This is a genomic window from Bacteroides sp. OF04-15BH (assembly GCF_003477995.1).
In the GTDB taxonomy this organism is placed as follows: Bacteria; Bacteroidota; Bacteroidia; order Bacteroidales; family Bacteroidaceae; genus Paraprevotella.
Window position 1 is genome coordinate 16,866 of the sequence record NZ_QUEM01000016.1, and the last position, 25,655, is coordinate 42,520.

Annotated in this window: 28 protein-coding genes; 10 read left to right on the top strand and 18 right to left on the bottom strand. The window is 47.0% G+C overall.

The genetic code is table 11. The features are described from left to right. Positions 1-72 precede the first annotated feature (72 nt). From DXA74_RS08595 to DXA74_RS08615, 5 genes are all read right to left on the bottom strand, one after another. Entirely contained in the window at positions 73-1,677 is a 1,605-nt protein-coding gene (locus DXA74_RS08595) for an MFS transporter (RefSeq protein ID WP_118526660.1), read from the bottom strand. Next, positions 1,674-2,750 carry an HlyD family secretion protein gene (locus DXA74_RS08600; protein ID WP_118526662.1) on the bottom strand — a complete coding sequence of 359 codons (1,077 nt, stop codon included), beginning with the start codon at positions 2,748-2,750 and terminating at the stop codon, positions 1,674-1,676. The genes DXA74_RS08595 and DXA74_RS08600 overlap by 4 nt, the downstream gene beginning before the upstream one ends. Positions 2,751-2,776: 26 nt before the next feature. Continuing rightward, positions 2,777-4,048, bottom strand: a complete 1,272-nt coding sequence (locus DXA74_RS08605) for a TolC family protein (protein ID WP_233550495.1) — start codon at positions 4,046-4,048, stop codon at positions 2,777-2,779. A 25-nt stretch (positions 4,049-4,073) separates the two neighbouring features. Then, the gene (locus tag DXA74_RS08610) at positions 4,074-4,520 is read right to left on the bottom strand and encodes a MarR family winged helix-turn-helix transcriptional regulator (protein WP_118526666.1); all 447 of its coding nucleotides are present in this window, start codon (positions 4,518-4,520) and stop codon (positions 4,074-4,076) included. A 133-nt stretch (positions 4,521-4,653) separates the two neighbouring features. Next, the gene (locus DXA74_RS08615; protein WP_118526668.1) at positions 4,654-5,679 is read right to left on the bottom strand and encodes a low specificity L-threonine aldolase; all 1,026 of its coding nucleotides are present in this window, start codon (positions 5,677-5,679) and stop codon (positions 4,654-4,656) included. Between the two features lie 162 nt (positions 5,680-5,841). On the opposite strand from DXA74_RS08615, the gene DXA74_RS08620 reads away from it, so the two are divergent. Genes DXA74_RS08620 through DXA74_RS08630 form a run of 3 tightly spaced genes read left to right on the top strand, consistent with a single transcriptional unit; the run spans position 5,842 to position 8,100 of the window. Continuing rightward, positions 5,842-6,957 carry an acyltransferase gene (locus DXA74_RS08620; RefSeq protein WP_147401064.1) on the top strand — a complete coding sequence of 372 codons (1,116 nt, stop codon included), beginning with the start codon at positions 5,842-5,844 and terminating at the stop codon, positions 6,955-6,957. A 13-nt stretch (positions 6,958-6,970) separates the two neighbouring features. Next, on the top strand, positions 6,971-7,297 hold the full coding sequence (locus DXA74_RS08625) for a TIGR04076 family protein (RefSeq protein WP_118526672.1): 327 nt from the start codon (positions 6,971-6,973) through the stop codon (positions 7,295-7,297). 5 nt (positions 7,298-7,302) lie between these two features. Further along, entirely contained in the window at positions 7,303-8,100 is a 798-nt protein-coding gene (locus DXA74_RS08630) for an RNA methyltransferase (RefSeq protein WP_118526674.1), read from the top strand. 66 nt (positions 8,101-8,166) lie between these two features. On the opposite strand, the gene DXA74_RS08635 is transcribed toward DXA74_RS08630, so the two are convergent. Then, positions 8,167-9,564, bottom strand: a complete 1,398-nt coding sequence (locus tag DXA74_RS08635; RefSeq protein WP_118526676.1) for an alpha-L-fucosidase — start codon at positions 9,562-9,564, stop codon at positions 8,167-8,169. Positions 9,565-9,702: 138 nt separating this feature from the next. Here DXA74_RS08635 and DXA74_RS08640 point away from each other — a divergent pair, with 138 nt between their 5' ends. From DXA74_RS08640 to rbsK, 3 genes are read left to right on the top strand one after another with little or no spacing between them, the layout of a single operon-like run. After that, positions 9,703-10,737, top strand: a complete 1,035-nt coding sequence (locus DXA74_RS08640) for an alcohol dehydrogenase (RefSeq protein WP_118526678.1) — start codon at positions 9,703-9,705, stop codon at positions 10,735-10,737. 11 nt (positions 10,738-10,748) lie between these two features. Then, positions 10,749-11,309, top strand: coding sequence for a flavin reductase family protein (locus DXA74_RS08645; protein WP_118526680.1), 561 nt, complete (start codon positions 10,749-10,751; stop codon positions 11,307-11,309). Between the two features lie 6 nt (positions 11,310-11,315). Beyond that, entirely contained in the window at positions 11,316-12,227 is a 912-nt protein-coding gene (gene rbsK, locus DXA74_RS08650; protein WP_118526682.1) for a ribokinase, read from the top strand. Between the two features lie 34 nt (positions 12,228-12,261). Here rbsK and DXA74_RS08655 read toward each other — a convergent pair whose 3' ends face one another. Continuing rightward, positions 12,262-12,636 (bottom strand): YkvA family protein, encoded by a 375-nt coding sequence (locus DXA74_RS08655; protein WP_118526684.1) that lies wholly within the window; start codon positions 12,634-12,636, stop codon positions 12,262-12,264. Between the two features lie 99 nt (positions 12,637-12,735). On the opposite strand from DXA74_RS08655, the gene DXA74_RS08660 reads away from it, so the two are divergent. After that, positions 12,736-13,359, top strand: a complete 624-nt coding sequence (locus tag DXA74_RS08660) for a hypothetical protein (RefSeq protein WP_118526686.1) — start codon at positions 12,736-12,738, stop codon at positions 13,357-13,359. Positions 13,360-13,366: 7 nt separating this feature from the next. On the opposite strand, the gene DXA74_RS08665 is transcribed toward DXA74_RS08660, so the two are convergent. Both DXA74_RS08665 and DXA74_RS08670 read right to left on the bottom strand, forming a co-directional pair. Then, a complete protein-coding gene (locus DXA74_RS08665) occupies positions 13,367-13,786 on the bottom strand; it encodes a (deoxy)nucleoside triphosphate pyrophosphohydrolase (protein WP_118526688.1) in 420 nt (139 codons plus the stop codon). Between the two features lie 5 nt (positions 13,787-13,791). Further along, a complete protein-coding gene (locus DXA74_RS08670; RefSeq protein ID WP_118526690.1) occupies positions 13,792-14,544 on the bottom strand; it encodes an MBL fold metallo-hydrolase in 753 nt (250 codons plus the stop codon). 103 nt (positions 14,545-14,647) lie between these two features. On the opposite strand from DXA74_RS08670, the gene DXA74_RS08675 reads away from it, so the two are divergent. Together DXA74_RS08675 and trxA are read left to right on the top strand one after the other, a co-directional pair. Further along, the gene (locus DXA74_RS08675) at positions 14,648-15,079 is read left to right on the top strand and encodes a DUF4186 domain-containing protein (RefSeq protein WP_118526768.1); all 432 of its coding nucleotides are present in this window, start codon (positions 14,648-14,650) and stop codon (positions 15,077-15,079) included. 12 nt (positions 15,080-15,091) lie between these two features. Beyond that, on the top strand, positions 15,092-15,388 hold the full coding sequence (gene trxA, locus DXA74_RS08680) for a thioredoxin (RefSeq protein ID WP_118526692.1): 297 nt from the start codon (positions 15,092-15,094) through the stop codon (positions 15,386-15,388). A 53-nt stretch (positions 15,389-15,441) separates the two neighbouring features. On the opposite strand, the gene DXA74_RS08685 is transcribed toward trxA, so the two are convergent. The 9 genes from DXA74_RS08685 to DXA74_RS08725 form a co-directional block, all read right to left on the bottom strand. Beyond that, complete coding sequence (locus DXA74_RS08685) at positions 15,442-15,741, bottom strand: glutaredoxin-related protein (RefSeq protein WP_118526694.1); 300 nt, start codon at positions 15,739-15,741, stop codon at positions 15,442-15,444. Further along, positions 15,725-16,525, bottom strand: coding sequence for a hypothetical protein (locus DXA74_RS08690; protein ID WP_118526696.1), 801 nt, complete (start codon positions 16,523-16,525; stop codon positions 15,725-15,727). The genes DXA74_RS08685 and DXA74_RS08690 overlap by 17 nt, the downstream gene beginning before the upstream one ends. 63 nt (positions 16,526-16,588) lie before the next feature. After that, positions 16,589-17,137, bottom strand: coding sequence for a hypothetical protein (locus DXA74_RS08695; protein ID WP_147401065.1), 549 nt, complete (start codon positions 17,135-17,137; stop codon positions 16,589-16,591). A gap of 2 nt (positions 17,138-17,139) precedes the next feature. Then, complete coding sequence (locus DXA74_RS08700) at positions 17,140-17,910, bottom strand: hypothetical protein (protein ID WP_118526700.1); 771 nt, start codon at positions 17,908-17,910, stop codon at positions 17,140-17,142. After that, positions 17,907-18,353, bottom strand: coding sequence for a YhcH/YjgK/YiaL family protein (locus DXA74_RS08705; RefSeq protein WP_118526702.1), 447 nt, complete (start codon positions 18,351-18,353; stop codon positions 17,907-17,909). The genes DXA74_RS08700 and DXA74_RS08705 overlap by 4 nt, the downstream gene beginning before the upstream one ends. Positions 18,354-18,382: 29 nt before the next feature. Then, on the bottom strand, positions 18,383-19,615 hold the full coding sequence (locus DXA74_RS08710; RefSeq protein WP_118526704.1) for an MFS transporter: 1,233 nt from the start codon (positions 19,613-19,615) through the stop codon (positions 18,383-18,385). A 94-nt stretch (positions 19,616-19,709) separates the two neighbouring features. Continuing rightward, a complete protein-coding gene (locus DXA74_RS08715) occupies positions 19,710-20,894 on the bottom strand; it encodes an AGE family epimerase/isomerase (protein WP_118526706.1) in 1,185 nt (394 codons plus the stop codon). A gap of 8 nt (positions 20,895-20,902) precedes the next feature. Then, a complete protein-coding gene (locus tag DXA74_RS08720) occupies positions 20,903-21,820 on the bottom strand; it encodes a dihydrodipicolinate synthase family protein (RefSeq protein WP_118526708.1) in 918 nt (305 codons plus the stop codon). A gap of 21 nt (positions 21,821-21,841) precedes the next feature. Then, positions 21,842-22,951, bottom strand: a complete 1,110-nt coding sequence (locus tag DXA74_RS08725) for a cyclically-permuted mutarotase family protein (protein WP_118526710.1) — start codon at positions 22,949-22,951, stop codon at positions 21,842-21,844. A gap of 1,464 nt (positions 22,952-24,415) precedes the next feature. On the opposite strand from DXA74_RS08725, the gene DXA74_RS08730 reads away from it, so the two are divergent. Further along, positions 24,416-25,462, top strand: coding sequence for a M20/M25/M40 family metallo-hydrolase (locus DXA74_RS08730; RefSeq protein WP_118526712.1), 1,047 nt, complete (start codon positions 24,416-24,418; stop codon positions 25,460-25,462). Positions 25,463-25,655: the final 193 nt, after the last annotated feature.

A 25,655-nucleotide genomic window follows, 5' to 3' on the forward strand; every position in this document is an offset into this window, starting at 1 on the left:
AAAAAATCATCCCAATGAACGGACAGAATCATCAAAATGATCTGTTCATTTCATTGGGATGATTTTTTCTTTTTATACCATATCCTCGCCGGTATGGATAACAGGTACCCGAACGGTCTTATGGAACGGAATGAAGCGCGACACAATGGCCAGCACCACAGTCACGGCAAACAGCCATCCGAGCAGTTCCTTCAAAGCCAGCAACGTGCTTTGCTGCTGCAACACATTATAGAGCGTGTTGGTGGCCACCTGCGTAGCCTCGTCCATCCCCCTTCCCTGCTGCAAGGCCGAAGCCAAAGACGAATTCCAGCGGGACACCGCCAGCGGATCCACCAGCGTGGTATTCTCGGCCAGCTGAACCAGATATTTCTGCTGCAACCGATAGAGCGCATTGTTGTAAAAGGCAGATGCCACCACCGGCGTGAGCACCGAACGGAACGTGATCAGAAAGAAGGCATTGGACAACAGATATTTCGGCGGAAGATCCTCCACGGCAAAAAGGGCAAAAGCGATAATCAGCGTAAGCATGCCCAAACCGCGCAGAAACATCGGCAAGTAGAGCATCTCATAGGTGCTGTCGGGCGAAATGCCGAAATAAAGCATCCCGAAAAAGATCGCGAAACAGGCCATCCCCCCGGCAATGAGGAAACGGAAACGCCAGCGCTGCCAGCGGAACCACCAGAAACAGATAAAGGCACCGAGCATATAGCCGGGCAGCAGCCAGATGTAAAGGGTATAGCTGTGTGTGTTGTCCACCCGCAGAATCGTGGTGAGATAACTCGTGAGCAAACTGGTGGAAGTGCTGAAAAACATCACAAGCATCATATAGAAGTATCCCAGAATGGCCTTCCACTGAAACAGAGGCTTCAGACTGACATAAGGATGTGTGGAATGGAACTGCTCCCAAAGGAACAGGGCTATCAACAACGGGGCCAGAATGATGTAGAGGATGATGCGCGAAGAGGCCATCCAGTCGAGCACCTTACCGTAAGTGATGACATAGATGAGCATCAGCAGTCCTGTAGAGATAATGAGCATCTCCCGCAGATGCAGTTCGCGCCAGGGCACCGGCTTGGCCGGACGGTCATGGCGCATCAGCAGCAGAACGGCCAGCAAAGCCACCAGCAGCAGCAACATCATGAAGTAGTACATATACTTCCAGTCGTAATGATAGGCCAGCAGGGCGGTAATGACCATCGACAGCTGTCCGCAACCGAACACCAGCGGATAGAAGTAGGCATAGAACTCACTGCGCACATCGGCCGGACTGAATATGAACTTGATGCGGCGGATGACCCACAGCATCAGAAATCCTTTCAGAAAACCGATGACGAAACTGGAGGCTATGAGCAACTCGATCTGCGACTGCCGGGCGCAGAACCAGCTGAGCAGAAACTGCAAGGTGAGATCGGCCACCAGCAGGGTTTTGGAAGAAAAGGTGGCCAGAATCTTGGGCACAATGGGATAAGACACCGCCATTCCTGCCGAAGCGGCATAATAACCGATGGTGATGTCTTCGGTATAGACACCGAGCGTATTGGACACTTCCACAATGCTGCCGGTATAGGTGCCGTTGAGCATGGCGATGGGAAGCATCACCAGAAAGAGAATCATCACCGCCACACGGTCGGGCACCCAGGCCCGCACCGGTATTTCCAGTTCGCGCGCCGTCTTCATCGTTTCCGCTCCGCTTCGGTGATTACCATCATGCCGGCACGCAGCTGGCTCATGCTCTGCTCGTCTACCTCATCCAGATCTATCCGCACGGGGATGCGCTGCTGCACCTTCACAAAGTTACCGGCCGAATTGTCGGTCGGCACCAGAGAATACTTGGAGCCCGTAGCCTCGGATATGGCGGTGACATGCCCGCGGAACACCTTGCCGGGAATGCCGTCCACCTTGACACGGACAGGCTGCCCGATGTAGATATGGGCAATCTGCGTTTCGCGGTAATTGGCGGTGATCCACTTGCCGGACTGGCGGACCAGATAAGACAAGGTCTGTCCGGCAGTGACATACTGACCGGGCTCCAGAGTACGCCGTCCCATGTAGCCGCTATAAGGAGCTGTCACCACGGTGTACGAAAGATTCAGATTGGCCAGATCCAGTGCCGCTTCGGCCCGCAGCACATTGGCCTCCACGCCCACCTTTTTATGAGTGGTTTCATCATATTGCGAATGGGCTGCCTCCTTCTGTTTGCGCAGCGCGTCATAACGGGCCTTCGCCGCTTCGTAAGTGGCTTTCATCTGCTCATATTGCTGGCGGGGCACAGACTCCTCCTGCAACAGACGCTCATAACGGCGGTAATCCTGCTCGGCCTGCCAGAGCTTGGCCTTGGCCTCGGCCAGATTGGCATCCTGCTCGTCAATGCGCGTCTGCGAAGTACGGATGCCGGAAGCCAGCACCTGTCCCGCCCCCTTGGCATCCAGCAAAGCGGCCTGCGCCTCTTTCTGCCGGATGAGATACTCGCGGTTGTCCAGAATGACCAGGGTATCTCCCTGATGCACATACTGATGCTCGCGGAAGCGGACTTCCTGCACATACCCGGACACCCGCACGTTTATCGGTGCGATATACTGGTCCACAAAAGCGTCGTTGGTAATCTCATAACTGATATAACGCCAAAAGTAATTGGCCGTCCAGGCCAGTCCGGAACCGGCAATGAGCAGACATACGATATTCAGAATGATGTTGCGGCGCTTTTTCTTTTTCAGGCGCTCATATCTGATTTGAATGAATGACTTTGACATATTCTTAGATACTATGGAATTCTTGACTATAAATTACCGGTTACCCGTTGCAGTTCATAATAGGTATAAAGCACCCGGGTGCGCGCCGTAGTGAGCTGCAGCTCGGCATTCAGCCGCAAATTGTCGGCATCGAGCAGGTCCGTAAGAATGGCCAGCTGATTCAGATAGCGGTTGTTCATGATGCGGTAGTTCTCTTCGGCCTGACGCACGGAGAACTTCAGAGCCTCCACCCGGTCCAGCGCTTCGCGGTGTTTCAACAAAGCCTTCTGAACGGTCATGCGGATCTGCTGCCGGGTCTGGTCGGTGGTGTTCTGCAACAGCGACACCTGCTGCCGGGCCTCGTTCAGGCGATGCCGGTTCTGATAAAGCGAAGAAAGGGAATAGGTGAAGGTGAGCCCCACATTCCAACTGTTGTTATACAGGTCGGCCATGGTGCGGGTGATCGGACGCGCCAAGGTGTTGGAGGCATAAAGCGACAGGCGGGGCATCTGCTCGGCCTGAGTGAGGCGAATCTGATTCCGGGCCATCTCGGTCTGTTTCTGCAAGAGCAGCATCGACGGCTCTGCCTCATAGGCACGGTCTACATATTCCGAATAAGTGGCCACCGGACAATCCTGACTCAAAAGGGTGGTATCGGGGACCAGAAGCAGACTTTCGTCCAAACCGAGCAGAATGTCGAGCTGTTGTGACACCAGACGGATATTGTTCTGAGTCTCGGAAAGCGAAAGACGGTTATCGGTCAGCTGCATTTCGCTGCGCAGCACATCGTTGTTGGTAATCACTCCCTCTTCGCACAGGCGACGGATATTCCGCAGGCGCTGTTCCGACTCTTCGATGTTGCGCTGCAACACACGGCATTGCTTGTAAAGGCTGAACAAATCCAGATATTGCTCCAGCAATGCCAGTTTGATGTCTGCCTGGTCGGCAGCCGTCTGCAGCACGGCAAGCTCCTGGGCCAGATCGGCCTGACGGATGGCATACCGGATGCGTCCCCCCTGATAAACAGGCTGCGAAAAATCAAACGCATAACTCTGTTGCCAGTCGGGCGATTCGGGACGGGTAGGATCGCTCAATCCATGCTGCCAGACAATCGGCTGCCCCAAATAGCCTCCTTTCAGACCGACAGTCATTTCGGGCAAACGGGCCGTGCGGGCCGTACGGGCTTTCTCCTGGGCAATCTCTTCCTTCAACCGGTCGGCCGCCAGACGAAGATGCTCCCGGCTGCCCCGCTCAAACAGCTGTGGCAGGGAGAGAAAAAGACTGTCGTTTTGGGCTTTGACTCCTGCGGAAGTTGCCATAAACCCTCCCAGCAGACAAAGAAATTTAATAGGTCTCCAACGCATGTTGCACCTCCTTCAACAGATTCTCTATTTGTTTCAGTTTCTCTTCGCCAATCAGCAAATCCAGTCGCTGATAATACTCTTGCAGTTTCGGCACCATACACCGACGGAAGCGCTCTCCCTCTTCGGTCAGAAAAACCAGTTTGTTACGCCGGTCACGGGTATCTTCCCGGCGGCAGACATAACCCTTACGCTCCAGATTCAGCATCAGGTTGGTCAGGCAGGCCTTGTCCTTTGCCGTACGCTCTGCCAAAATCTGCTGGCTGATTCCCTGTTCATACCACAGACAACTCATTATCTGCAACATCTCAAAAGTAATGTCAGCACCAATATTCTTCAAAAAACGCTGCATAGCCTGACGCGACGCCATACGGGTACGGATCAGCTGGCGCAGACACTCACGCGAAGTGTTGTTCACTTTTTCTTGCATCCGATGTGGTTTTAAATTTTCAAGGTGCAAAGGTAAGGCTTTCTTTTTAATTAGTAAAACATTTGACTAATTTTCCATCAAACAATTCATCCCGCCTTTCCTTATTAAATATACAGGAAAAGCGGGATGATTCTTATAAGAGGGAAATCAGGGTATCTACATCTTCCTCACGCGTAGCCCAGCTGGTCACAAAACGGACCACCGTCTCCGTCTCACCGCGGGGGCCCCACAATTCAAAGGTGGCCTGCGCTGACAATCGGTCGATCACCTCGTTGGGCAGGAACACAAACTGCTGGTTGGTCGGAGAATCCAGGAATAGCCGATAGCCTTTGGCACGAAAGGCTTCTTTCAGTTTCAAGGCCAAACGCACGGCATGCGCTCCGATGCGCTGATAGAGTCCGTCGGCAAACAGAGCCTCGAACTGCAATCCCAACAAACGGCCTTTTGCCAATAAGGCTCCGTGCTGCTTGATGAGCGGATAGAAATGAGGCAGTCGGCCCGGATGAGCTGCCACGACAGCTTCGCCAAACAAAGCACCGACTTTCGTACCTCCTATATAAAAGACATCGCACAGACGGGCCACATCGGCCAATGTCACGTCAGTAGAAGGAGCCGACAGGGCATATCCCAAACGGGCTCCATCGAGATAAAGCGGAATGCCGGCCTTGCGGCACACTCCGCTCAAAGCCTCCAGTTCCGAAAGGCTATACAGAGTACCCAGCTCGGTAGGATGAGAGATATAGACCATTCCCGGTGCCACCATGTGTTCATAAGTCTCATCCCGATAAAAATCGCGGATGAAAGCCTCAACCTCCGAAGCCAGCAGCTTTCCGTCATGCTGGGGCAGCGCCAACACCTTATGACCGGTGGCCTCGATGGCTCCCGACTCGTGAGTATTGATATGTGCTGTTTCCGTAGCCAGCACCCCCTCATGGCGGCGCAACAGTCCGTCAATGACCGTAGCATTGGTCTGTGTACCTCCTACCAGCAGATATACGGCAGCTTCCGGAGCCTGACATGCCTCACGGATCAGTTCCTTGGCATGCACACTGTAATCATCCAGACCATATCCCACAGTCTGTTCCAAATTGGTCTCTACCAGACGACGCATCACTTCGGGATGCGCTCCTTCCATATAATCAGAATTAAAATGTATCATTGTCTTTCCTTAGCTTTGAAGTCCGGACAAAGTTACGGGTTTTCCCGGCTGAAACGGTAAAAATCTGAAAAAAAGAATTCATTTTTATTCCAATATGTTATAACTTTGCTTCTCAAGGCGACAAACCGCCCTGATTTCTATTTATCGCCAAATCTCTACATCATGGTATCCCAACAGGCTCAAACCGGCAACGGCAGAATGATTTCTATGGATGTGCTCCGCGTGCTATCCATGTTTTTGATTGTAACAGGGCATTTCCTGTTTTATGGTGTACGCAACCATCCTACTCTGGGCACCTTTCATCCGGAATCAGTTTCCGAAACATGTACCTATCTCATTCTGCAACTGATTTATGTCTTTACCGTGACGGGAGTAAACTGCTTTGTCCTGATATCCGGTTATTTTCTCATTGAAAAGACCACTTTCCGGAGCGCGCTGCTGAAAATATGGGTGGAGACTATTTTTTATTCTCTCCTCCTGTCCTTGATTTTCAGCTTCTGTGGCGGTGAAAAGATTCCGCCGACAACGTGGCTGGATCATCTCAGTCCCTTTCCCCGACGCGAATACTGGTTTATCACCCAATATATGGGACTGGCTCTTCTGGCTCCCTTTCTGGCTTATTTGGGCAAAAGCCTCAACCAAAAACAATACCTTTTTCTGCTGGGAGTGCTCCTGCTGCTGTTTTTCAAGATTCCCTTTGGCAGAAGCTTTACCACCGGCATGTCCATCAACTGGTTCATCCTTCTGTTTTTTGTCGGAGGGTATTTCCGGAAATTCGCCCTGCCTGACTGGCTGCGCACACGCACTGTCCTTTGCCTGACGGTTACCGCTGCGGGAATATATCTGTTCCATCTGGCTGAAAATCTGACCGACATCACCCAGCCACAGGGTGCCTTCACACTGAGATATACCGGCAACAACGCCCTGACTTTCCTGACTTCCATCTGTCTTTTTGCCTGCTTCACGGAAAAGAAAGAAATCTGCCAAGCAGGGCAATTCATCGGAAAACTGGCTCCTTACACTTTGGGCATCTATTTGTGCCATGAGCATAGTGCCGTACGGGATTTCCTCTGGAACAGACTGTTACCGGAAATCTGCCACCATCACCTTCTGCTGCCGGGACTGTTCTTCACCATTCTGGTATTTCTAAGCTGCACCGGGATTGATTTTCTGCGAGAACAGCTTTTTAAACGGATAGGCATCAACCGGGCCATACAAAAACTGGGCGAAAAACTCCCCCAGCCTTTTGGTCCGAAAAAAGAAATACGGAACCAATAAAAATATCCATGCAATGAAAAAAATTAAAATAACAGTCATGAGAAAAGCCTGCTATCCGGATTTAATGGAGAAATATGAAAATCCGATAGAACATGCCTGCGATATAGAGGAAGGACAGGTCTTTATCTCTGAAGACGGAAACAAGCCGCTGGGACTTTGCGAAAGTGCCTGGCAAAGCATGCTGCCCTTTGTCTGGACGCTGGCCCACGGAGGCTGCAATTTTTACGACGGCTGGATGAAAAACAAATATTCGGCCATGATTTCCTGCAACGACGGGTTCCGCCCCGTGAGCTTTCTGCTCGAAACCATCGAAGATTCCATTTCTCAAAATCAAGAATAACCGACATGCCAATCCTAGAAATCCAAACACTGGACCACCCCGGAGTGGAAATATTCAGTACGCTGACCGAAGCCCAGCTACGCAACCGGCTGGATCCCGAACGGGGGATCTTCATCGCCGAAAGCCCGAAAGTCATCCGGGTGGCGCTGGATGCAGGCTATCAGCCGCAAGCCCTGCTCTGTGAGGCCCGACATATTGAGGGAGACGCCGCTGACATTATCCGGCGTTGCGGTGACATACCCGTCTATACCGGACCACGCGAACTGCTGGCCCGCCTTACCGGATATACCCTGACCCGCGGAGTGCTTTGCGCCATGCATCGTCGTCCGCAGCCTTCTCTGGAAGAGATTTGCAGAAATGCCCGCCGAGTTGCCGTAATTCACGGAGTGGTGGATACGACCAATATCGGTGCCATATTCCGCTCGGCTGCCGCCTTGGGCATAGATGCCGTTCTGATTACACGGGATTCCTGCGACCCGCTGAACCGACGTGCCATACGGGTATCTATGGGAAGTGTGTTCCTCGTTCCCTGGAGCTGGACCGAGCGTCCTTTGGAAGACCTGCACCGACTGGGATTCCGCACGGCTGCTCTGGCCCTGACCGACCGTTCCATTCCATTGGATCATCCGGCACTGAAGGAAGAACCGCGTCTGGCCCTGATTCTAGGAACCGAAGGCGACGGACTCCCCCAACAAACTATAGAAGAAGCCGATTATGTGGTCCGCATTCCCATGGCCCACGGAGTAGATTCCCTGAATGTGGCAGCAGCCTCTGCCGTAGCATTCTGGGAGCTAAACAAATAAATTTACCCCCAAAGGATTTTTCTCCTTTGGGGGTAAATACACTATATATCCGTGATTCAACTCTTATTATTTCACAGAGAAAATACTGAAATTCCGTATTTGCGGTTCAGCCGTACTTTGCTCTATAACCAGTCGGAATTCACGGGCCTCCGTTTCCGGAAAGGCTTCTATACGCTTATGGCCCACAGAAGAGCCTTTGGCAACCGTAATCCACTTCCCGTCTACCCGAGCTTCAACCCGATAGGCCCGGATACGTTCTCCCTGAGTAATATCTTCCTGAATCAGGTAATAATTAACCGGTTGTGCTTTGTCCAGCTTCAAAGATACTTTCTGCTTTCCGGTTGCTGCCGTCTGTGCCAAAGGAGTTCCAAAACGACGGCGAATCTCCGCACCCCATTCTTTCAGACGCGCCACATCTCCCGAAGGAATAAGTCCCTGCGGATTAGGCGTCAGTCCCACCATCAGAGTAGCATTCCGACCTACAGACTTTTCATACATATCCATCAGATTTGCCAACGGATAGACAGCCCGGTCATCATCACCCGGTTCCCAAAACCATTCATGGCGTCCGTTATATCCTCTCAAAGGAGTATCGGCCATGGCCGGCACCCAATACTTTCCCTCCGGATCGCCATGGGCCAATAGTTTATTATGATCTATTGCTCCTTCTGTAGTATTACTATGGCTATACGGATATGGGAAGCTGGACCAGCAAGGATAACCCACCGTACCGCTTTCCGAACCACCCCAACGCAAATCAGCCCGGTTTACATTATGATAAAACAGGCAGTTGGGCTGATAACGGTTTACAATCGGTTCTACATCCGGCCCCAATCCCTTCGGATCATCTGCTCCACCATCAAACCAGATCATGAACAGCTCTCCATAACGGGTACAGATTTCCTCAACCATCCTTTCACACAGACGTTTGTACCATTGCTGACGGTTGCGTGCAAACTCCCCTTCGCCCTCAGCCTTGAAATTATGAATACCGAACAAAGAGTTCCAGCGAATACCGATATAGATGCCAGGCTGCACATCATATTTACGACACGAATTCACAAAATCACGCACGATATCCCCCTTGCCGTCGCGCCATTTCACCGCCTTCAGACAATAAGGATTCACATCACTCTGCCACAAACCGAAACCCGTTTCATGTGTAGCCGTCAGAATGGCAAACTTGGCACCGGCAGCCTTTGCCGCCAGAATCCACTGATCGGTATCCAGACTGTCCGGATGAAAAATATTATAGTCCTCCACAGGAGTGATGCGATTGTTGCCTTGCCCGTATACCTGACCATCGAAGACATGAAGGTCATAATGAAAAACCACTCCCAGTTCCGCCTCATGCCATTTCAGCTGATGAGCAGCCGGAACAGGTCCCTCATGGTCTTTTGCCGCATTTGCAACCGGACAAGACATCCCCAACAGGAGTAAAAAGGTAAAAAGTATTTTCTTCATATTCAATAAGTATAAATTAATTAGGTATTGCATAACGACTTCTGAAGCGAAGATACACAAAAGTTTCAAATAGTTCGGAACAAAAATCCATTTCCGAATTAAAATCCTTATATTTGTATAGATTGAAATACAGCAATTATGTTAGCATATACTTATATCGAACGGGGAAAGTTTGCCTGGACCGACAAACCGGTGCCACTGATTCAGGATCCGCGCGATGCGATTGTACGCATCACACTGAGCAGCATCTGTACCAGCGACCTGCACATCAAGCATGGCTCCGTGCCGCGTGCCGTGCCCGGCATCACCGTGGGCCACGAAATGGTGGGCATTATAGAGCAAACAGGCTCAGAAGTTACCTCTGTAAAGCCCGGCGACCGGGTTACCGTCAATGTGGAGACTTTTTGCGGAGAATGTTTTTTCTGCCGCAAAGGGTATGTAAACAACTGTCAGGACCCGAACGGCGGATGGGCCTTGGGCTGTCGTATCGACGGCGGACAAACTGAATTGGTACGGGTACCCTATGCCGATCAGGGACTGAACCGCATTCCCGATACCGTGAGCGACGAACAGGCTCTTTTTGTAGGGGACATTCTGGCCACGGGATTCTGGGCTACCCGCATTTCTGAAATAACTCCCGAAGACACAGTCCTCCTGATTGGAGGCGGACCGACGGGCATCTGCACCTTGCTTTGCACCCGACTGAAAAAGCCGCACCGCATCATTCTCTGCGAAAAGTCAGAAGAACGCATCCGTTTTATCCGGGAGCACTATCCCGAAGTGCTGGTTACCACTCCGGAACAATGTGTGGAATTTGTGCAACGCAACAGCGATCATGGCGGTGCGGATGTAGTCATCGAAGTAGCCGGCGCTCCCGACACGTTCCAGCTGGCCTGGCAATGCGCCCGCCCCAATGCTCTTGTCACGGTGGTGGCTCTGTATGACCAGCCTCAAGTTCTTCCGCTGCCCGACATGTATGGCAAGAACCTGACCTTCAAGACCGGCGGTGTAGACGGATGCGACTGTGCCGAAATACTCCAGCTGATTGCTGAAGGAAAGATCGACACTACCCCACTGATTACCCACCGTTTTCCTTTGCAGGATATCGAAAAAGCCTATCACCTTTTTGAACATCATCTGGATGGTGTCATCAAAGTGGCAATAACCGTATAAAACTTAAGATTATGAGAAAGAATTTTGGAACAAAAACCTGGTTGTATCCCATGCCTGTATTTATCGTGGCAGCATACGACGAAGCCGGAAAACCCAATGCCATGAACGCCGCATGGGGAGGCATCTATACTGACAATATGGTAGGTATCTGCCTGTCTGAAGGACATAAGACCACTCAGAATATCCTGGCCACCAAGGCCTTTACCGTAAGCATGGCCACCGCAGACCATGTCGCTGCATGTGACTATCTGGGACTGGTGTCTGGCAATAAAGAACCCGAAAAGATGGAAAAATCCGGATTGCACACAGTAAAATCTGAGTTTGTGAATGCCCCGGTTATCGAGGAACTTCCCATGACTCTGGAATGTGAACTGGTATCTTATGATCCGGAAAGCTGCCACATGGTGGGCCGCATAGTCAATATCTCCGCCGACGAAAAGATTCTGAATGAAGAGGGAGCCATTGACCCGGCACTCTTAAAACCGATTACCTATGATCCAATCCACCATAAATATCTGATTATCGGCGAAGAAGTCGGAAAAGCCTTTTCAGACGGTAAAAAACTAAAATAAAGAACGATGAGCAAGATTACAGTTATCGGAAGTACCAACATGGACCTGGTAGTCACGGTGCCACGCTGTCCGGTAGCCGGTGAAACGATTTTCGGCTCCTCCTTTGTCACCAATCCCGGTGGCAAGGGAGCCAATCAGGCAGTTGCCGTAGCACGTATCGGTTCGGAAGTGACCTTCATCACCAAACTCGGAAAGGATGGTTTCGGTGAACAGATGCGCCAGCATTTCATGCACGAAGGTATTTCTCCCAAACATATACTAACGGATGCAGAAGCCCCTACCGGCACCGCCCTGATTACTGTGGAGGAACAGGGCGAAAACCGCATCATTGTCATTTCCGGTGCCAATGCCCGCCTTACGGAAGAGGACATAGAAAAAGCTGCCGAAGATATTGCTGAAAGCGATTTTGTACTGACCCAGCTGGAGATTCCCCTTCAGACGGTGGAATATATTGCGGAAAAGACCACTGCGCGCCAACAACGGCTCATTCTCAATCCGGCTCCGGCACGCCCCTTGCCAGACAGTCTGCTAGAGAAGATATTTCTGATCACTCCCAATGAAACCGAAGCAGAACTGCTGACCGGAATACGGGTATGCGATGAAGAAAGTGCTCTTCAGGCCGCTCTCTGGTTCCGCAAGAAGGGAGTGCAGCAAACAGTCATCACGATGGGCTCGCAGGGAGCGTTTGTCTTTACCGATGATTTTCAAGGAATGATTCCCGCCTTCAAAGTACAGGCTGTAGACACTACTGCCGCAGGCGATGTCTTCAACGGAGCTTTGACTGTAGCTCTTGCAGAAGGAAAATCTACGGTCGATGCGGCCCGTTTCGGATGTGCGGCTTCCGCTTTGGCAGTAACCCGCCCCGGTGCCCAGAATTCGATACCGACAAGAACAGAAACCGATGTCTTTCTCTCCTGAGAAGGACATCGGTTTCTTCCTGATTTCCCCAGAATCAGCATCCTTTCCAAATTCTGTATCTTTCCAGTTCTTCGGCAGCTTCCTTAAAGGCCCAGCCAACGATGGTAGCATCATCTATCAATCCACCCGGCACAAAATCAGGAACCAGATCCAACGGAGACACCACATAAATCAAAGCAGCCAGAATAATCAACAAACGCGTTGTGTCATAATTCTTATACTCACCGGTAGCCACATCTTTGATATAAGAATACATCAGACATAAAATATCCTTTACCTTACTCAAGCCTTCCTTACTGATATACTCTTTCAAAAGCGGAAGCATTTTACTGATCTTCTGAGGATTGGACAAGTACTCCTTAGCCTTGACCATCCAGGAAGAGTTCAAAAAATCATCTACGTATTTCATGTTTTTCTTTTTAAGTTCCTCCTGCAAATATAGCGACTTAACGAGAAAAAACGTAACTTTGAAAGCATATTATCAAGTATTCCCAAAATTCAAGAAACCATGAAAAAAGAGCTCTTTCAAGAATTTATCCGGACACACCAGCAGGAGATTATAGCGATCCGAGACGCCGCCTGTGCCCTGCATCAAAGCGTTGGTCAGATTTACGACCGTGATCTGCCTTATGGATATCATCTCTGTATGGTTGCCGACGCAGCCATGAAATACGGTCACGAAATCGTTACTGATAAAACAGACATACTCCCTTTAGTGTTTGGTGCCTACTACCACGACAGCATCGAAGACGCGCGACTAACCTACAACGATGTGCGTAAACAAGCCAGTCGGTTTATGGAAGAAGAGCAGGCGCTGACCGCCGCTGAAATAGTCTACGCCCTGACCAACGACAAGGGACGTACCCGGGCCGAACGCGCCGGAGCACATTATTATGCCGGTATCCGCTGCACTCCCTATGCCCCTTTCGTAAAACTGTGCGACCGGTATGCCAATACCTACCACAGCCAGCAAAACGCATCTCAAAGTCACGGAATAAACAACCGCATGTATGAGGTGTACCGACAAGAATGGCCACACTTTCTGAATGCCATCCGCTGTGACGAAAAAGACAAACGCTTTCTGCTTCCCGGCGCACTGATACAGGTTGTCGTGTCCCTGCTTACGCCCTAAGAATCATCTAAGAACAGGATTGTCCGGAAGGTAGAGAAGTCGACAGACGCTCTACCACCGCTTCATCTGCCGGTAGCCAATGCACGCTATGCAAATCCTCCCGGCACAGCCACAAAGCATGCTCATGCTCCCGGAGTACCGGTGTTCCTGATGCGATGGAACACAAAAAACAGTGCATGGTCAGATGAAAAGAAGGATAATCATATTCCACCGTCATCTGCTCGGAATCTACCGTAATCTCCAAATCGAGTTCCTCACGAATCTCCCGTTTCAAGGCCTCCTCCTTGCTTTCGCCCGGCTCCATCTTTCCTCCGGGAAACTCCCAGAAATCTTTAAACTCTCCATAGCCGCGCTGTGTCGCCAGAAATTTCCCGTCACGCACCAGCACGGCTGCAACTACCTCTATGCTTTTTCTGATTTGTTCCATATTGCTTAAAACTCCAAAGACTCTCCATTACGGGAGATACTCCAAAAGCCCACCCCCCGCGGACCAGTAAACTCTCTCATGCGCCAGGCTGATTCAAAACCGCCGGCCACAAAATGCATCGGTACGAACAAAGACACAGAAAACTGCTCGATGAACTGGCGGCCTCCCCGCGTATATCCGTTACCGATGCGGCTGTCTATCGGAAACATCACCAAGTCAAAGTGTCCGGTGACTTTCCGGATGTCCTTCAATTCTCCCAGATACTGTTTTTCTTCTTTCTCTGGATTTACCCACAAATTAAATTCGGCACTGAATATGGACGAACGGCGGCGCTGATCGGTCAGATAATGAGCATACCAGTTGTTCAGATCGCCGGCATGGAAAATACACCGGCCACCGGTCTGCACCATCCAGGACACTCCACTGTCGGTACTACCTGTGGCCGTCACCCGAATCCGCTCGTCCTGCCAGACTCCGCCTTTGGCCAACCAAACATCCGCCTCTTCCTTTTGGGCCCTACGCCGTTTCAGGATATCCTTTGAAAGAATATACAGTATATCTGGGCGCATGTTTTTCCATTGGAATATGGTCCGGTTAAAGTGGTCCTCGTGGAAATGACTGGCAAAGACATATATCGGCTTGCCGGACTGCAACAAAGTCGGCATCACTCCGGCGGGGTCCATCCAGTAGTCGAACACCAGTATGCACTGCTCTGTCTCCAAAGCAAAGCCACTATGAAAAATATAAGTCAGTCTCATGATTCGTATTTCTGTTCCAGAAAACCAAAGATACAATTTTTTTGCAGCGTCAGGCAAAGTTATGATAGAAAATATTAACTTTACACAACAAATTATCATTCCAATGAAGAAACCGTCTGTGACTGCTCCCGGCTCGCTCTTTTCTGAAGAAGACTTTGCCGCTCCGACTGTTTACGACCACAGCCAACTGTTTGAAAAACTGGCCCGTTCCGAATTCAGAAGCCGTTTTCACCTATCGGAAAAGGACAGAAGCTACATTCGCGAGAAGGGAATGGAAACCATAAAACGCCATGCAGCAGACTTTGTGGCCAAACGTCTGGCACCAGCCTTCATCCCCAATGACGGCAAACAGACTCCCATGCGCGGTCACCCTGTATTCCTGGCCCAGCATGCCACGGGCTGCTGTTGCCGCGGCTGTTTCTACAAATGGCATCATATCCCTCCCGGAAGAGCGCTGACAACGGATGAAAAAGAATATGCCGTAAGTGTCCTGATGGCTTGGATTCATCGGGAAATAAATCGTAACCAACAATAAAAAGATTAGACTATGGAAAGTTTCAAAGATGTTATTTCATCCGGCCAGCTGGTGCTGGTGGATTTTTATGCCACCTGGTGTGGCCCTTGCAAAACCATGCATCCTGTACTTTTGGAACTGAAACAGCGTTTGGGCGAGCAGATACGCATCCTGAAGATTGACGTTGACAAATATCAGAATACCGCCGCGGAATACCGAATACAGTCTGTACCCACACTCATGCTCTTCCGAAACGGACAGATGCTGTGGCGACAGAGCGGCGCGCTGCCTCTGAATGCCTTATTACAACAAGTGCAGGCACATCTGTAAGCCTAAAAAAAATCATTGGAAGCGAAATGCATTCCAATGATTTTTCCTTTTATTCAGCAACCGCTTCCGTCGAGGCTGCACACAGCTCCATCCTCTATCGGACGGGATTGCAAGCCTGCATCCTCGGGCACCAGAGTGACAGTGCCATCCTCAAGCACAAAACAGGGAATGCCGGCAGCACCATTCTTTTTAGCCTCATCAAAAACCGGACTCGTATCGCGCAATCTCAAAAACTCCTTGAGTTTTCGGACATGCTGCCCGATATCAATAATCTCGTAACGGTCATCGTTCTTGATTTGCTCCTTAACATAAACACAATCCGGACATGTGTCCATACTATAAATCTTTATCATATTTTATTTTTTCTGTAAAAACAAACTTTCTGCCATTAAAGCGAAAACACTCACTCCATACACACGAACTATTATCAGATGCCCATTCTAAAGGAAGATAAAGCCTACGAGTATTTTTATCATAAGTTATATACGCGCCAAAACAATCACTGGTAAGATTGCTCACCATATTAGAATCTGCTTTAATGAACAGATTCGGAACTGCTTGTAAAGAGTCTTCCACTACGGTATACGCTGATAATATATTCGTTCCGTAAACAGCTGATGCAGAAGCATAACAAGAAAGCAAATAGATAACTTTTCCTGAATTATCGCGCACCTGATAAAGTTCTTTCACAAAAGAACCAAAATCTACCTCATCCTTTTCCATGAGATTAGCCTGCTGTGCCAGAAATTCCGGACTATATGGTTTTGCCATGACACCATTCGCTGTGCGGTATTGTGTCACATTTCCCCAAAGAAACATAGAACCACCTAACATAGTATCCCAATAGTATACACACAAATTATTATCCGGCGATACGACCTTTCCTAGTTTTATAGAATCGCGAAGCAAATCAAAGGGATAATCCATTGTCAACGTATCAGAAAGCAACCAAGATTTCAACTCTTTATAAGCTACCTCACATCCCTGATTACGATACAAATCAAGAATCTTTTGCTCATGTTCCAACAACTTACTTTCCACCTTGTTTTCTATCTCGTCAACAGATTCTGTTTTTGAAGTACAAGCTGAACATATTAAGGCTGAACCTACAATATATAATAGAAATTGTTTAAGCATAAAAAATCATGTTATAAGAAGACCTCAAAAATACAAAATAAAATCATACGAGTAATTAAAGCCCTAGAAATAGTAAAAGTTTTGGTAATTAAAATCAGTCAAGGGAGTATGATGCTGATCAAAATCCCGCATACGCTGCGGAAAATCCATCAAAGGAATGTCTTCATCCAATAATTGGCGGAGCCGTAGCCCCAACAGTTCATTCTCCTGTTTCAGTTCCTCGGGAGTCGTTTCCACTCCATAATATTCCGCCTCACTCATTTCTGTAATAATCATTCCGGAGAAAAGCCCGTGAAGCCCTTCTGCCTGTGCAAAAAGCCGGGCATGACACCATATCCCCACCAGATTTCCCCCGTGACGACGCAAGGCATAAGCATGTGTGTGAGATACTATGAGGCGGTCGAAATCATCCGCTTCATCATTTTCGCGGGAAAACAATCCCTGATCGGAACCGTGCCCCAGCAAAAGTATTCTCTCTTGCCGGGAAGTATGGAACAAGGCACGGTTTATCTCCGCACTACTAAAATTCTGGTCAAACAAACGCACTTGCTGCCCTTCATACAGGGCAGCAAGCATGCGTGTCGTTCTGTCTTTCGGATGTACTACTAACATAATCAAATATCCTGATCCCGTACTGTATAATATAAAGGATGATACGTGTCTCCCTCCCAATAAGCAATTGGATGCATTTCGGGATACAACTTGTTATAGTTCCCTTTCAAAAGTTTTCTATTCTCAAGCATGGCCAGTTTGTCCTCCAGTTCAGCCCGAGTAGAGGCAAACACAAAGTTATGGTAATAACGGTTTTCCGTTGCATAATCCGAAGAATCAAAGCAAGGATAACGCTCCGAATCTTCACCTACCCAAACCCCATCCTTGGGTTGTTCGCTACGAGCGTATTGCATGAGTTCCTCTACCCCATGGAATGTAGTGCCCCACACTTGCATTGCATCCGTACAACCTATCTCTTTGACTTCCACGGTCTCCCTTCCAAAGGCAAACAATTGAACCTGACGCTGGTAACCAAACTCCTTTCTTGACTGCAGCCCCCATTTTATCTCAATGTTCTGCTCATTATAGGATTGAAAGATGTCCACCAAAGCCTGTATCTCCTCTATATGAATCGGATTATCTTCCCCATAAACAAAGTTCAGAATAATCACGGAAGGTTTCAGAGAAAGATTGCTGTCCAAGTTATGAAAAGCCTGCTGACAAAGTTCCGGAATCAAAGCTTCATCCTCCACTTTTACCGCCAGCAAGGGACGCCTGTAACGGACGGCATACAAAAAGTCATTTATGTCCAGTTGAACAATGCCTTGCTGTAAAGCGACCTCATAAATGTACTCCTTCGTAATCTCCCATTCTTTTGTCAATATCTGAATCATATTCTTATCTTCCCAACTAATTTCCTAAGTTTACCTTCGCCAATCAACGGCGCATGAGGATCTTCCGGCCATACAATCAGGAACTGCCCCGGTCGTAAAGTGACGTAAGTAGTCGGCTGATCGCCATACAAAGCATAATCACCCTCTTTCTGATAAGCCTGCCTTTCGTTCTGAAGGTCTTCCAAAGCCTTCCAACCAACGGTTTCTTCTCCTTCCAACAACACATGAATGTCAATATAATCACGGTGCACTTCCAACACCTGATCCTCAGCCTTTACACAAGACGGATTGACATTATTAATAAACAGACAGTCACCATCCAACTCAATACGGCCGCACTCCGTATGCAACAAATCATGACTCTTTACATAGTCAAAAAACTTTTTGAACAAAGGATGCAACGCCTCTATGCGGGCGCTATTCTGTAAATTTGAAAGTATCATAACGTAAAAATATTCGTGAATAATCGTTTTTAATCAGCATTATCTGTTTTGGGACGCAGGAATATCAACTGGCAGCATACCACCACAGCGATAACTATACTCAGCATGGCAAAACCCATACCCAGATTACCTCCGTCGGTCCATTGTCCCAACAAATCCGTAATAGCAGCTCCGGCAAATACTCCGGTCATATTCATCACCCCATAAGCCGTAGCACGCCGGCGAGAAGAAACAAACTGGCAGAGAATAGGCATATTGTTGGCATCAAACATACCAAAACCGATACCAAACAACAAACCGGCACCGACAACGGAAACAATATGATGTCCCATTCCCAACAACAAAAGAGAAGGAATGGTCAGGCCCAGACCAATGGCACTGGTATATACACGTCCCTTGAGATTCTTCTGTACCCAACGGTCGGAAAGACTTCCCCCAAACAGCACACCGACAAAAGACGACAAGGCGATGGTAAAGGTAGATATCGGACCGGCCTCAGACATCGGAAGATCCAGATTCTCAGAGAACAGTGTCGGAAGCCAGTTCTTGGTTGCCCATCCCGGAAGACTGGATGCAGCAAAGTAAAGCAAAATAATCCAAAAGGCAACACTACCTGTCAGTTTTTTCAGACTCTGCCACAGGCTTTCTTTAGGCTGTGCCGCTGATGGCTGTATCTTCATTTCCACTTCTCTTTTTTTGTCTCTCAGAAAAACGACAAGCAAGAAAGCATAAAGAATACCTATGATTCCGAACCAATGAAAGGTGGTCTGCCAGGAAAAAGCTGCGGCTACCGTGGCTCCGAAACCACCGATGGCCTGACCGGTATACAAACCGGTCATGTGAAGACCGACAGCCAACGAGCGCGAACGACCGGAATGATAATCAGCGATGAGAGACAGTCCGGCCGGAATATACAAAGCTTCGCTCACTCCCATCAAGGCACGCAGCCAGTAAATCTGCTCAAAAGTCTGGGCAACACCCATCAGATAGGTAACCGACGACCACACAAAAAGACTGCCCACTATCAGCCATTTCCGGTTAAAACGGTCACCAATCATTCCAGCCACCGGACTCATCAGTCCATAAATCCAAAGAAATATAGCCATCAGCCTTCCGAAATTCGTTGCCGACTGTAACTCCACAATATCGATCTGCATAGAATCCTTCATGGTACTCAACATCTGCCGGTCCATGTAATTCAACAAGGCAACTCCCCAAAGCAAGGCCACCACAATCCAAGGATATATTTTTTTGTTTTTCATGATTTCTAAGAAGATAATTAAGTTATTTCATGGTTTTCATAAAAATGATTCTGTGCAGACTTTTTGGTCCGCACAGAATCGTTCTTTTGCGGGATTACAATCCGGCCAGTATTTCCTGACAAAGTGTATAGGCTTTGGTCATCATGCGAGGAATGTGGAACGGTCCTTTAAAAAGATTTCCCTTTGCCGGTTGGGCAACACTTCCGTCACGATGCAAATAACCGTACCATTCGCCATATTCAGAATCCGGGAAATGGGCATAAGTCCAGTCACTGATCATACGATGCATCTTCAGATAACGCTCATTACCGGTCAGCTTATAAGCATAAAGAGTGGCAATAATAGCCTCAGTCTGCGGCCACCAGAATTTCATGTCCTGAGCATAGTCCTGAGAAGGCAGATTCTTGCAGTCGCGGAAATTGATGATGCCTCCATACTGCTCATCCCAGCCCCAATCCCAAGACCAGTCGAGAATGGTCAGCGCCAGCTCCGTCAGTTCCTTGTCGCCTCCACGAGCCTCTGCCACATCAAAAAGGAACCAAGCCGTTTCGATGCAATGTCCCGGGTTAATGGTGCGGCCACTCAAAGTGTCTATAAACTCACCATTAGGCCCTACCGTTTCAAGCAAAGCCTTGAATTCCGGATGCATAAAGTAAGTACGAAGAGCATGAACAGATTCATCAATCTGAATATCCAGTTCCGGATCCTCAATCACCTTCTTGATGCAAGAGGCCACATTGATCATGATCATGGTAATGGAATGCCCCTGACATTGTACTGTAGGCAGATATTTAGGTTCCAGAATGCCCGGGGTGTTCAAGAAGCGACGCATATCCTTGAAGACAGCCAGTGCTTTACGGGCATATTCGGCATCACCGGTAGCCGCAGCATATTCAGCCATCGCAATAGCCGCAAAGCTCTCGCTGAACACATAACGGCGCAGACGTAAAGGAGTACCGTCGGCCGTCACCTCAAAATACATTCTGCGATTCTCGTCAAAACAATATTTTTCGATAAAGTCCAAAGTCGATTTTGCCGCATCCAACCATTCCTGATTTTGAGCCACCTGATTATAGGCAAAACTGCAAGTAAAGGCAAAACGGCCCTGAAACCACACCGACTTTGTGGTATCCATCAGACTGCCATCGCGGTTCAGACATGTATAGATACCTCCATGCTCCCGGTCGAGACCATTCTTGAGCCAAAAAGGCATAATGTTCTCAGTCAGGTCTTCCTTATATTTTTCAGCCCAATAGGCGAGATAAATTTTCTTATCCATACCAGTACTTAAAATTTATTACAACGCTCAAAGAAGTTAATCGCTTCAAGCTCCTGTTTCATCTTGGCTTCCTCCTCATCTGTCATGTTCTGGAATGGAGTTCTGTTCTTACCCAGATCCAGTCCGATCAATTTCATGATGCGCTTTCCGGCCACAATATTTCCACGATAATGACAAATCACATTGATAACCTCCTGTGAGAAGTTCTGGAGCTCGCGAGCCTTTTCAATATCACCGGCCTTCCAGGCGTCGATAATTCCTACCAGGTTGATGCCATTATAGTTGGTTGTGCCTCCGATACCTCCCTGTGCACCTCCCATAGCCAGCGAAGGAAGAATCGTTTCATCCTGTCCGTGGAGCATATCATATTTTCCGTTCTTATACAAGCGGCACTGGTTGTACTCATAAATGCTCTCATAAGTATACTTGATTCCGGCAAAATTCGGAATACGTCCGTCAACAGCTTCCAACAAAGCGGTCATCGGCAGGAAAGCACCATTAAAAGCAGGTATATGATAGTAATAGAAAGGCAGATCCGGAGCACCGGCCGCAATCTCCTCACAATATTTCACCAATTCCTCGATACGGTTGATTTTCGGGAACGGAGGTGCCATGGCACCGATTCCCCACGCCCCGCATTTCTGAGCATGCTCTGCCAGCATCTTGCTCGACTTTACACAACAGCTTCCTACATGAACAATTACCTTAAACCCTTCGGGGGCAGCCTTAATCCACGCTTCGGTCAGTTTCATTCTTTCTTCGTCCGTAAGCATATAGCCTTCGCCGGAAGAACCGTTAATGAAAACACCTTTGAGTCCGTTTTTGGCCAGCATCTGAGCATAAGCGCCAATAGGTTCATAATTCACTTCTCCATTTTCATAAAACGGAGTAAAAGGAGCATCGATAAGTCCGATTATTTTTTCCATAATAAATGATTGTTTAAAGGGTTATATATTTTTCTCATTGAACACAGAAATCACATTCACCTCTGCACTGCGCACTCCGGGTTTGATCTCCCCGCAAACCATATACAGAAGACCATCCTTCTGAAGGAGCACACCACCGGCACGGGCAGCAGCCTCAGTACCGTCCAGCACCTGCCAGGTGCCCTGCTCCGAAGAATAAACCAATATATCACGATTAAAGCGATACCACTCCGGAGATTTCTTCATATAGTCCTCAGGAGCCCGGCCTTCCAAAGCATCCTTAAAGATGCGGTAGTTGACTCCCCCTGTCAGAATCAGGTGCTTTGAAGTAGCCACCCCACTTCCGCCAACCAGACAACGCTGTTCGCCAGACGGAGTTTTCGGGAAAGCAGAACCGTGCTTCCACTCATTGCGAGCCACATCATAGCGCAACATATCAACAGACAAGACACAACTGTCCGACCGAAGGGCTTCAAAACCTCCACACAGATACAAGGCGCTATCCTGAGCCAACAAAACAGGCTGTACCCGCATATTTCCCGGATAATCGGCCAGCTGTTTCCAGCTTTCCCCTTCCTCCGAACCGACTGTCAAAGCATATAATCTACGCCCGTGATCGTTCTGGTTTCCTCCTGTCAGAAAGATTTTGCCCTGACTGTGCGCGGCTGCTCCATTGTCTATCGGTGCGGGCAACGAAGGCAAGCATCGGATGGCAAAAGAATCCTTTTCGGCAATCTTCTCGATCCGATATACGGCTGTCATGACAGAATCACTGTTCATTCCGCCCATACAGACCAGTCCCTGTTCTGTTTCCGCCATTGCCCCATAGGCCACCGGAAAAGGCAAGTCGGCCACATGCACCCAACGGGAAGCTGTGTCCGCTGTATTCAAAGCATAAACTTCGCGGTAATAAACTTTCTTTCCCCCTTCTGCTGCCGGAACATCCGGAAAACTACATCCTCCGGCCACCATCATCCAATCGCCAATAAAACCGGCAAAAGGAGCAGACACTCCCTTTGATATGGGATAATCGGGCAAACGGCTTGAAGAACCCTCTTTCTGCTGATGACAGGACAGCAGAAAGAACAAACATAAAAATCCCCAATAAATATTTTTGAGTGTCTTTTTCATGCCTCAATAATATTAAATCAACAATTACTACAAACGCAAAGATAGAAAAAATAGATAAACCACCCCATAGTTACGAAAAAAAATAATTAAGTGACTTTAATAAAGTTACTCAATAAAAATATTCTGGGCAAGTCATGGTATACATTCCTGAAAATCATATCAGAAAGTATTAAACGACAGAAATGAAGAAGTATCTGGACAGGATTACTCCTCCCAAGTTTGTCGGCATCAACCTATAAATAATTAGCTTCGCTGGAGAAGACAACGAAAAAACAATCAGGTATATTAGCAATAATTTTTACAGAACGAATATGGTATCTATTGCAGTGCTACTTGTGGTAACGATGCATTGCTTTCTTCATTTTAAAGTCATCCAGAGAAGAATTCGCATAAATATACCGCATTTCCCTCCTCAATTTCTGCATATATGCAGAAAATATACACTTTTTGAGAACGTTTTTTTCTGAAAACATGATCAAAAAATAAAAAAGTCTTCGGCATCAAAAAAATAATCTTCAGCATGACTTCAGAAAAAGATGCCGAAGACTTAAAAATTCGTACATTTTGAGGATTTTCTTAGACCAGATTAAGTTTTTTCATTTCTGCACAACATATTGTTTCTCATTGTAATAGCCTTATTTTATCTTCTGAGATTTCAATTTTTCGGATCAGAGGACGAGTCGAGCGAGAAATCGGAAGTCTCACCTGAAAAAAGAAACCAAAAGTATTCGGTAATACTATACCCGTTAAACAATAAGCAACTTCGCTATTTCATATTGTAGTCTCTGAATATCCGAAATACCTTTACACCTAAAAAATCAGATATATAATATGACTCGAACAGCATTTATGCGTTACAACACAAACATATCGCTACTTTTCCAAGAAGCAATATATCAATGTAATAAAAATGATTGATACATAATTTGCCACTAGAAATTTTATTTTATTGAAATTCAAAGTTTCCCAGTAAATAAATTACAAGAACGAGATATTTTTCCCTTTTTAGTAGTATAGCGTATTTATCAATGGAGTGCAATATTATACAAAATAGAGTACATATTTTGGAGTTGTCTTTAAATCTTTATGAAGTGAGATAATATGAAGATTGATGTTGATTTGTGTCGTTTTGTTATATGGTATAGTCCGTTTGTTGGCATTTGTGCCTGCATTTTATGATACTATGAAATTTGGAAGAACAGTAGTAGTTGTTGTTAGACTTGACTACGGTATACATCATCCTCATATAATTCGTTATTTTTTTACCCAATATATCAGTGAATAGCTGATTTTTACAACTTATCATATTTGTTATTGATTAGAGCTTCCTGCATACTGATGAAGCATACATGATATGAAGCATAAAAGAAATAATCTTTTTTCCTAAGTTTAGTTATAACTGAGTTTTTAGTAAAGATTTCCAATAAAATTCTTTAAATTTGTGCCATAAATAAAAATGATATTATGGAGTTTAATACAAGTTTTTTAAAGCATGCATCAAGTATAATTGCACCATCCGGTTATGAAAAAGAAGTTGTTGATGTATGGTGCAAAGAAATGTCACAATATGTTGATGAGATTAATCTTACGAATATAGGTAATGCTGTAGCTGTAAAGTATGGCTGTGGAAATATACGAAAAAAAATAATGATAACTGCTCATGCTGATGAAATTGGAATTATAGTTACTTATATTGACAATGATGGTTATTTGTATTTTGATGAAATAGGTGGAATAGATACCAATATTCTTCCGGGTAGAACTGTATTAATAAAAGGTGTTGATAATCGAATTATTAAAGGAGTCATAGGAGTTAAACCAATTCATCTCCAAAAGGATCCAGGTTCTAAGCAGTCATTAAATCCTGAAGATTTGTGGATTGATATTTGCGTAGGTAATAAAGACTCAGCTTTAGAGTTGGTAGAAGTTGGTAGTATAGGAACATTGGAGTCAGTAGCATATCAGCAAAGTACAAAGATGATAGGAAAGGCTATGGATAATAGATGCTCCCTTTCTGCAATGATTTCTATAGCTCAAATACTTGCAGAAAAAAAATGTATTGATGACATATATTATGTTGCCACGACTCAGGAAGAACTTAGAGGAAGAGGAGCCCAGACTGCTGCATTTGCTATAAATCCAGACCTATGTATAGTTTTGGATGTAACTCATGCAACAGATTACCCTGGAATGTCTCCAGTAAGAGATGGTAATATAAATTTAGGAAAAGGCGTTGTTGTTGCAATTGGTCCTAATATGGATAATGAAATTACGAAAAAAGTTGTATCTTTGGCAAAGAATTTGAATATTAACTATCAGATAGAGGTTTTTGCACGTCCGACTGGTACTGATGCTAATGTGATTCAGATTAGCCGTGATGGAATCCGTACTTTGTTATTGAGTATTCCTTGTAGATATATGCATAGTCCTGTTGAGACCATAGATATAGAGGATTTAAAAAGTTGCTGTACTTTAATAACTGAGTTAATAGAGAACAGACATTATTTATAATTATAAACTTAAAAATAAATTAAAAAAAATGAAAAAGAGAATTACATTCAATTGGTCAGAAAAAAAGATTTCTGATGCTGAGCGCGTAGGAGCTATGTATTGCTTCAAACGCTGTGATGTAAACCAAAACTAATTTTGGTTTACAGAAATTTTGATGCCCCAGAAAAAAGTGGGGCATTTTTTATTTATATAA